Below are 15049 nucleotides of genomic sequence, written 5' to 3' on the forward strand. Positions count from 1 at the left end.
CAGAAAACAGAAAAGAAATAGCAGAAACAGACAAGAGAATAGCAGAAAACAGAAAAAGAACAGCAAGATTAAGAGAAATACAAAAGGTTCTAAAAGGAGTTGTTGGCGAACTTAAAGAAAAGAAATAGCTTCAACTTGCTTCCAAGCTCCACTTGGCAAAAAAGACCATGAGCCGCAGAGCGGCTAACACATGGGTGACACCGCGAAGCGGTGTCAACAAAGCCTGGTCCCAGGGCGATGTCATCGCCCTTGGTTTCGCGACGCTGGAGCGTCGGCACTTGCTCCCACGCTGGAGCGTGGGAGCCAGAGATGACTCCACACCGGCCATCATCCTGACTTAAACCAATCGTTTTTTTCGCCCAGCGGGCGAAAAAAACGATCAGAAACCCATCTTCTCGAAGAAGTTCTTGACCCCATCCAGCCAGGTGGATGCCTGGGGACTGTGCCGCGAGCCGCCCTCCTGCAGGTGGCCGTCGAACTCTCGCAGCAGTTCCTTTTGACGCTCGGTCAGGTTGATCGGGGTCTCGACCAGGATCCGACAGATCAGATCGCCGCTGACACTCTCACGCACCGGCTTCACACCTTTACCGCGGATACGGAACATCTTGCCGGTCTGGGTCCCGGCGGGGATACGCAGACTGACCTTGCCGTCCAGGGTCGGCACTTCCATCTCCCCGCCCAGGGCGGCGACGACGAAACCGATGGGCACCTCGCAGTAAAGGTGGCTACCCTCCCGGGTGAAGATGGGGTGTTCCTGGACCTGGACCTGGACATAGAGGTCGCCCGGTGAGCCGCCGGCCTCAGCGCGCTCACCCTCCCCGGCCAGGCGGATACGGTCACCCGTATCCACCCCCGGGGGCACCTTGACCGACAGGGTCTTTTCCTCCTGCAAGCGGCCGCGCCCACGGCAGTGGGGACAGGACTCCTCAATGATGTTGCCCTTGCCCCGGCACTGCGGGCAGGCTTGCTGAATGGAGAAAAACCCTTGCTGCATACGCACCTGACCGATGCCATTGCAGGTCGGGCAGGTCTTCGGCTTGGTCCCGGGCTTGGCGCCGGAGCCGCCGCAGAACTGACACTCCACCAGGGTGGGAATGCGGATCTTCACATCCTTGCCGGCAACCGCCTCCTCCAACGTCAGGCTCAGATCATAGCGCAGGTCGGAACCGCGCCCGCTGCGGCGGCCGCCGCCGCGCCCGCCGAAGATGTCGCCGAAAACATCACCGAAAATGTCCTGAAAGGACCCGCCGCCGAAGTCCCCGGGACCGCCGCCGAAGCCGCCCGCCCCGGCCTCCACACCCGCATGGCCGAATTGGTCATAGGCGGTGCGCTTCTTGGCGTCGGAGAGTACATCGTAGGCCAGCTTGACCTCCTTGAACTTGGCCTCGGCACTGGCATCGCCGGTGTTGCGATCCGGGTGGAACTTCATGGCGAGCCGCCGGAAAGCCTTCTTGACGTCGGCCTCGCTGGCGTTGCGTGCAATCCCCAGGATCTCGTAATAGTCGCGTTTGGGCATGGGCTGTGGTCGATGATCAGTATCTAGTCGTCAGTGAACGATCCCTCTGGGCAGATGACCGTAACGACAAAAGGCGCGTTCCACAGGCACGCGCCCTTCGTCGACTGATCACTGCCCGCTGAGCCCTATTTCTTATCGTCCTTCACCTCTTCAAACTCGGCATCGACCACGTCATCCTTGGCGGCACCGCCGCCGGTCCCATGCTCGGCGTGGGGAGCACCCTCGCCCGCGCCGCCCTCGCCACCCTGCGGCGCCGCACCTTGGGCATAGAGCCGCTCGGCCATCTTGGCCGAGGAGTCGCCCAGCTTCTTGGTCAGCGACTCGATGCGCTCCTTGTCCTCACCCTTGATGGCCTCCTCCAGTTCACGCAGCGCCGACTCGATCCCGGACTTCTCCCCGGCCTCCATCTTGTCCCCCAACTGCTCCATGGATTTGCGGCAGGAGTGGATCATGCTGTCGGCATGATTGCGGGCCGAGACCAGTTCATGGAAGCGCTTGTCGTCCTCGGCATGGGCCTCCGCGTCCTTGACCATCTTGGCGATCTCGGCGTCCGAGAGCCCGGAGGATGCCTTGATGATGATGGACTGCTGCTTACCGGTCGCCTTGTCCTTGGCGGAGACATTCAGGATGCCATTGGCGTCGATGTCGAACTTGACCTCGATCTGGGGCACGCCGCGCGGGGCCAGCGGGATATCGCTCAGATCGAAACGGCCCAACGACTTGTTGTCCACCGCCCGCTCGCGCTCGCCCTGCAACACATGCACAGTGACCGCGGTCTGGTGGTCATCCGCGGTGGAGAAGACCTGTTGGGCGGAGGTCGGGATGGTGGTGTTCTTCTCGATCAGCTTGGTCATCACCCCACCCAGGGTCTCGATGCCAAGTGACAGCGGGGTGACGTCCAGCAGCAGCACGTCCTTGACCTGACCGCCCAGCACGCCGCCCTGGATGGCGGCACCGATGGCCACCGCTTCATCCGGGTTCACGTCACGGCGCGGGGTCTTGCCGAAGAACTCCTCAACCTTGGCCTGGACCTTGGGCATGCGGGTCTGGCCGCCTACCAGGATCACCTCATCCACCTGCCCGGCGGTGAGGCCCGCGTCCTTCAGGGCGATACGGCAAGGCTCGATGGTGCGGTCCACCAGCTCCTCGACCAGCGACTCGAGCTTGGCACGGGTGAGCTTGACATTCAGATGCTTGGGACCGGTCTGATCCGCCGTGATATAGGGCAGATTGATATCGGTTTGCTGGCTGGTCGACAACTCGATCTTGGCCTTCTCCGCAGCCTCTTTGAGCCGCTGCAAGGCCAGCGGATCGTTGCGCAGGTCTACTGCCTGTGACTTCTTGAACTCGGCCACCAGGAAATCAATGATGCGCATGTCGAAGTCTTCACCACCCAGGAAGGTATCCCCGTTGGTGGACAAGACCTCGAACTGGTGCTCGCCCTCGATCTCCGCGATCTCGATGATGGAGATGTCGAAGGTGCCACCGCCCAGGTCATAGACCGCGATCTTCTGGTCCCCGCGCTTCTTGTCCATGCCGTAGGCCAGCGCCGCGGCGGTCGGCTCGTTGATGATGCGCTTGACCTCCAGCCCGGCGATGCGCCCGGCGTCCTTGGTGGCCTGACGCTGGGAGTCATTGAAGTAGGCCGGCACCGTGATGACCGCCTCGGTGACCGGGTGGCCCAGGTAGTCCTCGGCGGTCTTCTTCATCTTCTGCAGCACCTTGGCCGAGATCTCCGGCGGCGCCATCTTCTTGCCGTTGACCTCCACCCAGGCGTCCCCGTTGTCCGCCTTGACGATCTTGTAGGGCACCATGTCCTTGTCTTTGGCCACCACCTTGTCCTCAAAGCGCCGGCCGATCAGGCGCTTGATCGCGTAGAGGGTGTTGTGCGGGTTGGTCACCGCCTGCCGCTTGGCGGACTGGCCCACCACCACGTCGTTGTCTCCCGTATAGGCGACGATGGACGGCGTGGTCCGGTCACCTTCGGCGTTCTCGATGACCTTGACGGTGTCACCCTCCATCACGGCGACGCAGGAGTTGGTGGTACCGAGGTCGATGCCGATGATCTTTGCCATTTGCTTATCTCCGAATTCTCTATGATCTCGCGGATGTCGGTCCCGCATTGCCCCCTCAGTTGGGGGGGAAGCGGCGGCCGTTCAAGCCGGCTTGTTGATAGCGCCGCGGTGGCGGCAGGGGGCGCCCGGCGCCGGGCCGGGCCGGTCCGCCTCAGGCGGCGCCGGACACCATGACCAGGGCCGGGCGCACCAGTCGGCCGTTAAGCGTGTACCCCTTCTGCAGCATGGCCGTGACCGTATTGGGTGCCAGGTCGGCGCGCGGCTGCACAGACATGGCCTGATGAAATTCTGGATTGAAGGGCAGCCCCTCCGGCTCGACCGGCGCCACGCCGAAACGGGCCATCACGTCGCCCAAGAGCTTGAGGGTCAACTCGTTGCCCTCACGCAGTTTGGCGAGATCGGCCCCCGGGTCCAGGGAGGCCGCCACCCCCAACTCCAGGCTGTCGTGGACCTGGAGCAACTCACGCACGAAACTGTCCAGCGCGTATTTGTGCGCCTTCTCCAACTCCGCGGCCTGCCGACGGCGCAGGTTTTCGGTCTCCGCCCGCGCCCGCAACAATTGGTCCCAATGCTCGTCGGCCTTGGCGCGCGCCGCATCGAGCTCGGCATTGAGTTCGGCCAGGGTCGCCGCGTGCTGCTCGATGGCCTCGAGCGCCACCGCGGCCGGCGAACCCGGGTCCGGCGGCTGATCAGCGGGATCGGGGGTTCGGTTATCCATAGAGTCTGCTGTCATGTTGACCTTCGTAGCTGCAAGTTGCCGAGCCGACGGTTCGCACCGCGGCACCTACCCTCGGGTCCGTGGTGAAGACCCCAGGCCCGGCATGGTTGCGGGGCAGACACCGACCTGCACGTGTCGGTGACCGACCCCGGCCAATTGATCGTTATTGCCGTAGCGCGGCGGCGAGCAGCCGCGCGGTCACGTCCACGATCGGTATCACCCGCTGATAATCCATCCGGGTGGGACCGATGACGCCGAGTACCCCCACCACCTGGTCGTCCACCCGATAGGCGGTGGTAACCAGGCTGCAATCGTCGAGCAGGTCATACCCGGACTCATCGCCAATAAAGATCTGCACGCCATCGGCCGCAATACAGCGGTCCAAGATGTGCAGGATCTCGCGTTTCTGGTTGAAGGCGTCGAACAACTGCTTCAGGCGATCCATCCCGGCGAGTTCGCCGAACTCCATCAGGTTGGTCTGCCCGGCCATAAAGTAGTCGTCTGCACCCTCGGCCGCCACCACCACCTCATGGGCCAGGGTCATCGCGCGCATCATCAGCGCGTCCATATTCTGATGGGTGTCCTTCAGGTCATCCAGGAGGCGCTTGCGCACGTCCTTGATGTCCTGGCCGATGAACACCCGGTTCAGGTAATTGGCCGCCTCCTCCAATTGAGAGGGTGTGAAGCTGCGCTCAGTGGTGATGATCCGATTATGGACCTCGCCCTCGCTGGTGATCAGAATCGCGAGCACCCGCGCCCCCGACAGCGGCAGCAACTCGATCTGGCGAAAGGCATGGCGCTCATGACGCGGCAGCATCACCACGCCCGCCAGGTGGGTGATGCCTGAGAGCACACGCGAGGTCGACTCCAGCAGCGATTTGGCATCCATCGGGCCGGCGAAACGCTGCCGCAGGACCTCTAGATCCTGCGGCGAGGGCTGATGCACCGTCAGCAGCGAATCCACGAACACCCGGTAACCGGCCGCCGTCGGCACCCGGCCGGCCGAGGTGTGGGGCGAGACGACCAGGCCCAGGTCCTCCAGGTCGGCCATCACATTGCGGATGGTCGCGGGGCTGAGATCCAGGCCCGCGTCCTTCGACAGGGTCCGGGAGCCGACGGGCTGGCCATCCTTGATATAGCGCTCCACCAGCACCTTGAGGAAGTGCATGGCACGCTCACTGACCGGAGTTTCGACCTGTCTCGCCTGGGATACCAATGGATACTTACCGTGTTCTCTGGTGGTTGAGGGACGCGCCTGCAGCTGATTGCGCCGGCGCCGCCGCTGTTAGCACTCACCCACCGAGAGTGCTAAACCACCAATCTAGGGGCTTGGCGCCGGACTGTCAAGGCGCAGGATATTGCGACGCCGCCCGCTACCCGCGGCACCCGCGAAGGCGCCGGCTATTGGCGCGCCTGCCGGCCCATGCTACCGTTTCGGCATCGCGCGTCCGAAACCCTTAAACCATACCCCTAGCACGGAGCCACCGGGAGCCCATGCGGCAATTCCGTACCATCGGCATCATCGGCAAGCAGAACGGTACGCCGGAGGTCGAAGCCATCCTGCGGCGGCTGATCGAGTACCTGCGCCTGCGCTCCTGCCAGTATCTGCTCGACAGCGAGAGCGCCCGCGCGCTCGGCCTCAAGCCCGATGACGCCGTCCCGGTCGCGGTGTTGGGGGCGCGCTGCGACTTGGTGGTGGTGGTCGGGGGTGACGGCACCCTGCTGCACGCCACCCGCGCGCTCGCCGGCAGTCGGGTGCCGCTGGTGGGCATCAACGTCGGGCGGCTTGGCTTCCTGGTGGACGTCTCACCAAAGGAGATGGAACCCGTGCTGGACGCCATCCTCGAGGGCGAGTACGACGCCGACTATCGGGCACTGCTCACCGCCTCGGTCATCGGCGACCCGGCGGAGGGGCGTGCCTACGCCGCCCTGAACGATGTCGTGATCCACAAATGGAACACGGCACGCATGATCCACTTCGAGGTCTCGATCGACGGGGTCTTCGTCAGCGCCCAGCGCTCCGACGGGCTGATCATCAGCACCCCGACCGGTTCCACCGCCTACGCACTCTCCGGCGGCGGGCCCCTGGTGGACCCCGCCCTGGACGCCATCCTGTTGGTGCCCATCTGCCCCCATGATCTGAGCAACCGCCCCCTGGTGGTGCCGGGCGGCAGCCGCATTGAGGTCCGGGTCTGCGGTCATGACCATGGCCAGGCGCGCATCACCTGCGATGGTCAGACCGCGGTACCGCTGCCGCGTGAGTCCGTGGTGCGCGTCACGCGGCACCCGGACGACGCCTGCCTGCTCCACCCCAAGGGCCACAACCACTACGAAATACTGCGCGCCAAACTGGGCTGGGGCGGGCATAACCAAGCGAACACGCCGTGCTGACACACATCCTCATCCAAGACCTGGCGATCGTCAGCCGCCTGGAGCTCGACTGCGCCCGCGGGCTGACCGCACTAACCGGTGAGACCGGGGCCGGCAAGTCCATCCTGGTCGATGCCTTAGGGCTCGCACTGGGGGACAAAGCCGACGCCACCACCATCCGCGCCGGCCAGGAGCGGGCCGAGGTGGTGGCCAGCTTCGACCTGACCCACTGCCCCAGCGCGCGCGACTGGCTCGCTGCTGCGGCCTTGGACGATGAGGGCGACTGCATCGTGCGCCGCGTGATCGTGCGCACCGGCCGCTCCCGCGCCTTCGTCAACGGCCGGCCAGCCAGCGGCTCCCAGCTCAAGGACTTGGGCGACCTGCTGGTGGACATCCACGGTCAGCACGCACACCAATCGCTGCTGCGCCCTAACGACCAGCGGGCCTTGCTGGACGCCTACGGCGGTCACACGACCCTGGCCGCCGCAGTCGCGATGGCCTTTCGCGACTATCGCACCCTGGACCGGCAGCTTACCGAACTTGAGACGGCCAGAGCCGAGCGCGCCGAGCGCCTGGATCTCCTGCGCTTCCAGGTGGAGGAACTCGCCGTGCTGGCCCTGCGGCCGGACGAACTCACCACCCTCGACCAGGAGCATCGGCGTCTGAGCAACCTGGGACGGCTGCAAGAAACCACCGCCCGGGTGCTCGCACAGCTAGCCGAGTCCGAACCCGCCATTGAGGACCAATTGCGCAGCGCCGCCGTGGACCTGGCCGAACTGGCGGCGATCGACCCGGGGCTCACCGAGCCCCGGGAGCTGCTGGAGACCGCCGCCATCCACGCCCACGAGGCCGCCTCGGCGCTACGCCACTACCTTGACGGCCTCGATCTCGACCCAGCGGCGCTGGCGACGGTCGAGACCCGCCTGGCCCAGGTTCACGACCTGGCCCGCAAATACCGCTGCGTCCCCGCCCAGTTGCCAGAGCTCCTCGCGACCCGCCGCGCGGAACTGCGCACCCTGGAAACCGCGGACCAGAGCCTGGATGAATTGCGCACCCGCCGCGAGGCCGTCTGGGGGTTTTTCAGCACCCAGGCGACAGCACTCACCGCGGCCCGCAGCGCCGCCGCCGCCCGGCTCGGGGAGACCGTCACGGGGGCCATGCAAGAGCTCGGCATGGCCGGTGGACTCTTCGCCGTTCAACTGGAACGCTTCCCGCCAGAGGCCGCCGGGGCCGGCGGGGCCGAACGCGTCGAGTTCATGGTGAGCGCCAACCCCGGTCAACCACTGCAACGCCTGGCGCGGGTCGCCTCCGGGGGCGAACTCTCCCGTATCAGCCTCGGCATCCAGGTCGCGACCGCCGAGGTGGGCAGCGTCCCGACGCTGGTCTTCGACGAGGTCGACGTCGGCATCGGCGGCGGGGTCGCCGAGATCGTCGGGCGGCAGCTACGCCGCCTGGGCAGCGCCCGCCAGGTGCTGTGTGTCACCCACCTGCCCCAGGTCGCCGCCCAGGCCCATCAGCAACTGCGGGTGCGTAAAGAGACCCTGGACGGCGCCACCCACACCCGGGTGGAGCCGTTGGACGAGGCCACCCGGCTGGAAGAGGTCGCCCGCATGTTGGGCGGCACCGAGATCACACGGCGCACGCGCGACCATGCCAGCGAAATGTTGTCGCGGGCGCTGGCCGCGGACCGCACCTAAATCATTAGTTCAGGCGGATTCATCCACCGCGACACGATTTCTCCCCGCGCGCTTGGACTCGTATAGCGCCTGGTCGGCACGCCGCAACAGCGCATCCAGAGACACCGGCTCCAACGCCACCCACGCAATACCGACGCTGATGGTAATGACGATTGCCTGGCCGTCGTACGCCAGCGGCTGAGCCGCGACTGCCGCGCGCAGCCGTTCGAGTGCCGCAGACGCCTGCTGGCCATTGCAGCCCGGCATGAGCAGGACAAACTCATCGCCGCCGAAGCGACCCAGGACGTCGATGTCACGGCCATAGTGCCGACACAGTGTGGTAAAGGTCTTGAGCGCCTGATCGCCCGCCGCATGACCGTAGCGATCGTTCACCTGCTTGAAATAATCGAGATCGATGATCGCCAACGCCAGCGGCTGCCGCAGCCGCGCCGCGCGTTTCAGTTCATGGGCGGCCAGGTTCAGGAAATGTCGCCGATTCGCGACCCCGGTCAGTTCGTCGGTGGTTGCCTGATGCAGCAACGTGGCCTCCAGGCGCTTGCGTTCGGTAATGTCGCGGACGATGAACAGCAGGCCCGCCGGCGTCCCCTCGGCGTCATGGAACAACACCCCGTTCGACTCGACATCCATCAGGCTTCCATCCACCCGCCGCAGGCGAAATGCGCCCGGCCCAGGGGCCTTCCCGGCGAGGATCAGCGGGAGATAGGAACGGCAGAAATCACCATCTTCGGAGGCAAAGAATTCGAAATTCACATGGCCCAGCATGTCCCGCGCCTGGGCGCAACCGCGCATCCTCAAGAAGGCGGGTGACACCATCGCAATCCGCCCCTGCGTATCGGTGATGACGAAGCCGTCGGGTGAGGCATCGATCGCCGCACGAAAGCGCGCCTCACTCTCGCGCAAGGCATCATCCGCCCGCTTGCTCTCGACGACATCCCAGGCGAGATCCGCCAGCACCGAAATCGTTGTCACGTCTTCTTCCGTATAATCGATGGGCTTGTTACCCACCCCCAGCAGCGCCACGATCTGCCCGCCGCGCAGCACCGGCAGCACCAGTTGTCGCACGATCGGGACATGCCCCGTCGGCAAGCCTTTACGGTGCACGAGCGCGGCATAATCGTTGTGAATGACCGCGCGGCGCGCATGAATACAGTCAACCCAGACGCCGGCCTGATCCACCGGGTAATGCTGGGCCGGCGCCGGCGCGCCGCACTGATTCAGCAGGGTATTCGTGGACCAGGTTTGCATCGACAGCGTCGTTTGATCTGGTTCGAGAAAATGGTAAAATCCGATATGACTCTCGGTGAGTGCCTCTGCCTCCTCCAGGGTGGCTCGCAGCAGCTCCGCCATGCTGTGCGCTGGCGCCAGGGCGATGAGGCGCAAACGCACTGCCATGATCGCCTCAGTGCGCTTGCGTTCATTGATATCGGTGAACATGCCGAACGACCCGCTGAACGCCCCGGCGGCATCCAACTCGGCCTTGGCCGATACCAGCAGCCACTGGCGCTCGCCGTCTTTGCGCCGAAAACAGCGTTCATACACGGCGTCCTGACCCTGCCGCCGCAGTTCAGCTTGCACCAGCGCATCCCCGAGTTGATCCTCAGTGACGAGCGACTCGTAGGTTCGACCCAGCAGTTCTTGCGCGGTGTAGCCGAGCATTGCCGCAAGCTGCCGATTGACAAAGGTGATACGCCGCTCGCTGTCCAACGACAACACCCCCTCGATGGCCGTGTCCACCAGCCGGCGATACTTCTCTTCACTGTCACGCAAGGCCGCCTCCACGCGCTTGCGCTCGTTGATATCGGTGAACATGGCAAAGGACCCGGCAAAGCACCCGTGATCATCCATCAGCGCCCGGGCGGACACCAGCGCCCAATGGCGTGCCCCATCCCTGCGCAGGAAGCACCGCTCATACACCGCATCCTGACCGCGCCGGCGCGCCTGCACCCTGCGCGCATGATCCGCCAATTCCTCCGGGGCAAGGAAGTCGACAAACGGGCGCCCCAGCATCTCGGCGACGCTATAGCCCAGCATGGACGCCATTTGTTGGTTGGTGAAGGTGATACCGATATCCCGGTCAAACGACAGAATACCCTCATTGGCCGTTTCCACGATCCGCCGATACTGCGCGTCCCGGGCCTTGGCCTCAAGATTCTCCGCATGCAACCGCTGATTGACCAGCAGGATAAAGCCAAAGGTAAAAAGGGTCGTGACGAAGAGCGCATTGAAGGCGCCGATCACCTGGTCCCGGGACTCGGCGAAAACCACCGGGGGTGGCGGATGCAGGATGGTGGACACCATCATGACGAAAAAACTCGCCCCACTGATCAGAAAGACCGTCGCCAGAAAATAGGCCGAGCCGGCGACGGCGCGCGTCTTATAGGCCAGAATGGCCCGCGCGATCAACACCGACAACACGGCCATGATCGCCCATAACAGCACCCGCCGCATCACCACGTCATCGTGGACATAGGTCAGCAAGACCACCAGCGGGATATAGACGGCCAGACCCGCGATCAGCAGAGCGCGATGCTCGCGCCGATCGAAGAAACGCAGCACCCCGATATATAGAAACGCCGTACCGCAGACCAACAAGATATTGTTGGCGACGATGGCAACCGCAGTCAGCCGGGGCACAGAGCGCAGGTAGAGGAAGGCGCACCCAAGCGAAAGCAACGCCATGCCGAGCGTCCACCAGCCCAGCCCCCGGTGACTGCGATCGATCCGGGACTGAACCAGCAGGACAACGACCTGCAAAAGATTGACAAAACTCAGAACAATCGCCAGCGTGTTGATATCAAAGTGCATCATCGTCCGCGCCCCCTCTAAGCAGCGTTCAATGATGGCATGCTGTCAGGGAAACTACACCTGCACAGTGGCACCAGCAGGCCGCAGCGACTCGACGCCCAAGGTCTGCCACCCCCCGGCCGGCCCAGGGGCTCCCGGTGGTGGGTTGGCCGCGCAGTCGTCGCCCTTGCACACCCTAGACAGGCGGCGTTGCGGCGGCTAAACTACCCAACTCGCTGCCATGCGTGCAGCGATACCCGCATCCCGGAGAGGTGCCAGAGAGGCCGATCGGGCCTGACTCGAAATCAGGTGTACGCGTGAGCGTACCGTGGGTTCGAATCCCACCCTCTCCGCCAATTCATGAAGACAAGGGCTTGGCCGCAAGGCTAGGCCCTTTTTCTTTGGTCTCCAGTTCAATTATTGCCATCTTTCGAGCCCGAATCGTGCTCAGTTCAGGCGCTCGGTGGCGCTTGGCGGGTAGCGCGCGGCGTTCATGAGCGCAACACGAACGACGGGACACCTCGCCATCCACTGGTCGAGTCGGCAACATACGGCCTGAGCGTGGTCCGCCCCTGCATAGCAGGTGGATTTGTCAAGTTCGCTCGAATGCTCTAGCCTTGCACCCTCCTGAGCAACCCGAGAAGTGTCCGACAGGGACTACCGGTCGATTCCCTCGTCGCGCGCCGCTTCGCGACCGCAGTGCGCTGGACGCAAACGCCCCTGGGGCCGCCGGGAAGCTGATCTTGCCCGTGTAATTGCCCCAACCGCAAGGGAAGAGCCGTGAGCAACCCGTTTTTCGACAGGCCGATCCTCAACTCCCCTTACACCTATCCGGCACGTCACTGGGAGTTGGACGACACGGGCCAGCCGACCCAGAGGATCATCGAGGCCCGGCGTGGAGCGGAGTTCATCACCCCGATCCCCAAGCCAAAAAAACAGAAAGGCGCACCTAGACAGGGCGAGCTCCAGTTCGATGAAGGCAAGGGGCTGAGCACGCAGGACCAACGTTACGACCACACCGCCATCATCAACGCGGTGCGCCAAGCGGTCGACAAATGGCGCTTGAACCCCGACCCCGGCGCCTGGCGTGTCACTCCTGAGACGGCACGGCTGCTTCAACACTGGCGGCATCACCCGTTCAGTAGCCTCCGCCCCTTCTTCTGCCAGATCGAGGCCATCGAGACCGCAATCTGGCTCACCGAGGTCGCACCCCAGATCGGCAAGGCCGGCGAGCGCTTCCGCAAGCATCTGGCCGACTCCAACCACGACGCCAACCCGGAGCTGATGCGCCTCGCCCTCAAGCTCGCCACCGGCGCTGGCAAGACCACGGTCATGGCCATGCTGATCGCCTGGCAGACCATCAACGCGGTGCGTTACACCAATTCCAAGAGATTCACCCGCGGTTTCCTCATCGTCGCCCCGGGACTCACCATCAAGGACCGCCTGCGCGTCCTTCAGCCCAATGACCCGGACAGCTACTACGCCAGCCGCGAACTGGTTCCGGGCGACCTGCTGGACGACGTCAGACGCGCCAAGATCGTCATCACCAACTACCACGCCTTCCGGCGGCGCGAACGCATCGAACTTTCCAAAGGCGGTCGCCTGTTACTCCAGGGCCGCGGCGGCGACGCCTTAGACACCCTGGAGACCGAGGGGCAGATGCTCCAACGAGTCATGCCCGACCTGATGGGTCTGAAGAACATCCTGGCTATCAACGACGAGGCCCACCACTGCTACCGCGAGAAACCCAACCCCGATCTGGACGAGGACCTGAAGGGAGACGAAAAGAAGGAGGCCGAGAAGAACAACGAGGCTGCCCGCCTGTGGATTTCCGGTTTGGAGGCCGTCAACCGCAACCTGGGCTTGAGCCGCGTCTTCGACCTCTCAGCCACCCCCTTCTTCCTGCGCGGCTCCGGCTATGCCGAGGGCACCCTTTTCCCCTGGACGCTCAGCGACTTCTCGCTGATGGACGCCATCGAGTGCGGCATCGTCAAGCTGCCGCGCGTCCCGGTCGCCGACAACATCCCAGGCGGCGAGATGCCCATGTTCCGCAACCTCTGGGAGCACATCCGGCCCAAGATGCCCAAGAAAGGGCGCGGCAAGGCCGAGTCGCTGAACCCTCTGGACCTGCCGACCCAGCTTCAAACCGCGCTGGAGGCCCTGTACGGACACTACCAGAAGACCTTCGACCTCTGGGCCGAGGCCAAGGTCGCCTCCCCGCCCTGCTTCATTGTCGTCTGCAACAACACCTCCGCCTCCAAGCTGGTCTACGACTATATCTCCGGCTTCGTCCGCGGCAATTCGGATGGCACCAGTGAGTTGGTCCCCGGCCGCCTGCCGCTGTTCCGCAACCACGACGAACACGGCAACGCACTCCCGCGGCCCCGCACCCTGCTGATCGACAGTGAGCAACTGGAGTCCGGCGAGGCCCTGGACGACAATTTCCGCGCCATGGCCGCGGACGAGATCGATCGCTTCCGCCGCGAGATCCTGGAGCGCGGCGGCCAACTCGCCGACGACCTGCGCAAGGGCAAGGACCTCGACGACGTGGCGCTGCTGCGCGAGGTCATGAACACCGTCGGCAAGCCGGGCCAACTCGGGGCCGACATCCGCTGTGTCGTCTCAGTCTCCATGCTCACCGAGGGTTGGGACGCCAACACCGTCACCCACGTCTTGGGCGTGCGCGCCTTCGGCACCCAACTGCTGTGCGAGCAGGTCATCGGCCGGGCACTGCGCCGCCAGTCCTACGACCTGAACGAAGCGGGGCTCTTCAACGTCGAATACGCCGATGTGCTGGGCATCCCCTTCAACTTCAACGCAAAGCCCGTGGTGGCGCCGCCCCAGCCACCGCGCGAGACAATCCAGGTCAAGGCCGTCCGGCCCGAACGCGACGCGCTCGAAATCCGCTTCCCCCGCGTCGCCGGTTATCGCACCGAGCTGCCGCAGGAGCGTCTGACCGCCGTGTTCAACGACGACTCAGTGCTTGAGTTGACGCCCGCGCTGGTCGGCGCCACCGAGACCCGCAACTCCGGCATCATCGGTGCCACCGTGGACCTCAACCTCGTGCATACCGGTGACGTGCGACCCTCCCAAGTGGTCTATGAGCTGACCTCCCATCTGGTACTCAGCAAATGGCGTGACGCGAACAACGAACCACGGCTCAATCTGTTCGGCCAACTCAAACGCATCGCGCGTCAGTGGCTGGACGGCTATCTGGAGTGCAAGGGCGGCACCTTCCCGGCGCAGCTCAAATACAAGATGCTCGCGGACATGGCCTGCGAGCGGATCACCGCCGGCATCACCCGCGCCTTCATCGGCAAGCGCCCGATCCTCGCCCTGCTTGACCCCTACAACCCGGTCGGCTCCACCGCCCATGTCCGCTTTAACACCAGCAAGACCGAGCGCTGGGAGACGCACCCGCAGCGCTGCCACCTCAATTGGGTGATACTCGACAGCGATTGGGAGGCAGAATTCTGCCGGGTAGCGGAGGACCATCCGCTGGTACGCGCCTATGTGAAGAACCACAACCTGGGATTCGAGGTGCCGTATCGTTACGGCTCCGAGCAGCGCCACTACCGGCCGGACTTCATCTGTCTGGTGGACGACGGCCGCGGTGAGGACGACCTGGTGCACCTGATCGTGGAGATAAAGGGCTACCGGGGCGAGGACGCCAAGGAAAAGAAGGCGACCATGGACACCTACTGGGTCCCGGGAGTCAACAACCTCGGTGCCCACGGCCGCTGGGCCTTTGCCGAATTCACCGATATCTGGGAGATCCAGTGCGACTTTGCGGCAAAGGTTGAGGCTCAATTTCAGAACATGATCGGCCAGTTCGTAAAATGAGCGTCGCATCGTGTCTTCTCGTTCCCACGCTCCGCGTGGGAATGCC

8 protein-coding genes and 1 tRNA gene are annotated in these 15049 nt (G+C 64.3%); 4 read left to right on the forward strand and 5 right to left on the reverse strand.

From position 1 onward, the window contains the following. Positions 1 to 379: 379 nt before the first annotated feature. From dnaJ to hrcA, 4 genes are all read right to left on the reverse strand, one after another. On the reverse strand, positions 380 to 1516 hold the full coding sequence (dnaJ, locus tag QZY44_RS25785) for a molecular chaperone DnaJ (protein WP_295454906.1): 1137 nt from the start codon (positions 1514 to 1516) through the stop codon (positions 380 to 382). Positions 1517 to 1641: 125 nt separating this feature from the next. Beyond that, the gene (gene dnaK / locus QZY44_RS25790) at positions 1642 to 3591 is read right to left on the reverse strand and encodes a molecular chaperone DnaK (RefSeq protein WP_295454909.1); all 1950 of its coding nucleotides are present in this window, start codon (positions 3589 to 3591) and stop codon (positions 1642 to 1644) included. Between the two features lie 151 nt (positions 3592 to 3742). Continuing rightward, a complete protein-coding gene (gene grpE, locus QZY44_RS25795; RefSeq protein ID WP_295454913.1) occupies positions 3743 to 4309 on the reverse strand; it encodes a nucleotide exchange factor GrpE in 567 nt (188 codons plus the stop codon). Between the two features lie 163 nt (positions 4310 to 4472). After that, complete coding sequence (gene hrcA / locus QZY44_RS25800) at positions 4473 to 5477, reverse strand: heat-inducible transcriptional repressor HrcA (RefSeq protein WP_295454915.1); 1005 nt, start codon at positions 5475 to 5477, stop codon at positions 4473 to 4475. 326 nt (positions 5478 to 5803) lie between these two features. Here hrcA and QZY44_RS25805 point away from each other — a divergent pair, with 326 nt between their 5' ends. Then, entirely contained in the window at positions 5804 to 6700 is an 897-nt protein-coding gene (locus QZY44_RS25805) for an NAD(+) kinase (RefSeq protein ID WP_295454917.1), read from the forward strand. After that, positions 6694 to 8376, forward strand: a complete 1683-nt coding sequence (recN, locus tag QZY44_RS25810) for a DNA repair protein RecN (protein ID WP_295454920.1) — start codon at positions 6694 to 6696, stop codon at positions 8374 to 8376. The genes QZY44_RS25805 and recN overlap by 7 nt, the downstream gene beginning before the upstream one ends. A 9-nt stretch (positions 8377 to 8385) precedes the next feature. Here recN and QZY44_RS25815 read toward each other — a convergent pair whose 3' ends face one another. Further along, positions 8386 to 11184, reverse strand: coding sequence for a PAS domain S-box protein (locus QZY44_RS25815; RefSeq protein ID WP_295454922.1), 2799 nt, complete (start codon positions 11182 to 11184; stop codon positions 8386 to 8388). A 242-nt stretch (positions 11185 to 11426) separates the two neighbouring features. Between QZY44_RS25815 and QZY44_RS25820 the strand changes: the two genes are divergently transcribed. Together QZY44_RS25820 and QZY44_RS25825 are read left to right on the forward strand one after the other, a co-directional pair. Further along, a tRNA-Ser gene (locus tag QZY44_RS25820) sits at positions 11427 to 11516 on the forward strand. A gap of 424 nt (positions 11517 to 11940) precedes the next feature. Continuing rightward, positions 11941 to 15003, forward strand: coding sequence for a BPTD_3080 family restriction endonuclease (locus tag QZY44_RS25825; RefSeq protein WP_295454924.1), 3063 nt, complete (start codon positions 11941 to 11943; stop codon positions 15001 to 15003). Positions 15004 to 15049: the final 46 nt, after the last annotated feature.

It is taken from the genome of uncultured Thiodictyon sp. (genome assembly GCA_903837595.1).
Taxonomy (GTDB): Bacteria; Pseudomonadota; Gammaproteobacteria; order Chromatiales; family Chromatiaceae; genus Thiodictyon.

What these genes read in the sequence shown, in the direction of transcription:
- dnaJ (WP_295454906.1), bottom strand. Translation starts at nt 1,516, where the DNA reads ATGCCCAAACGCGACTATTACGAGATCCTGGGGATTGCACGCAACGCC.
- dnaK (WP_295454909.1), bottom strand. Translation starts at nt 3,591, where the DNA reads ATGGCAAAGATCATCGGCATCGACCTCGGTACCACCAACTCCTGCGTC.
- grpE (WP_295454913.1), bottom strand. Translation starts at nt 4,309, where the DNA reads ATGGATAACCGAACCCCCGATCCCGCTGATCAGCCGCCGGACCCGGGT.
- hrcA (WP_295454915.1), bottom strand. Translation starts at nt 5,477, where the DNA reads ATGCACTTCCTCAAGGTGCTGGTGGAGCGCTATATCAAGGATGGCCAG.
- QZY44_RS25805 (WP_295454917.1), top strand. Translation starts at nt 5,804, where the DNA reads ATGCGGCAATTCCGTACCATCGGCATCATCGGCAAGCAGAACGGTACG.
- QZY44_RS25815 (WP_295454922.1), bottom strand. Translation starts at nt 11,184, where the DNA reads ATGATGCACTTTGATATCAACACGCTGGCGATTGTTCTGAGTTTTGTC.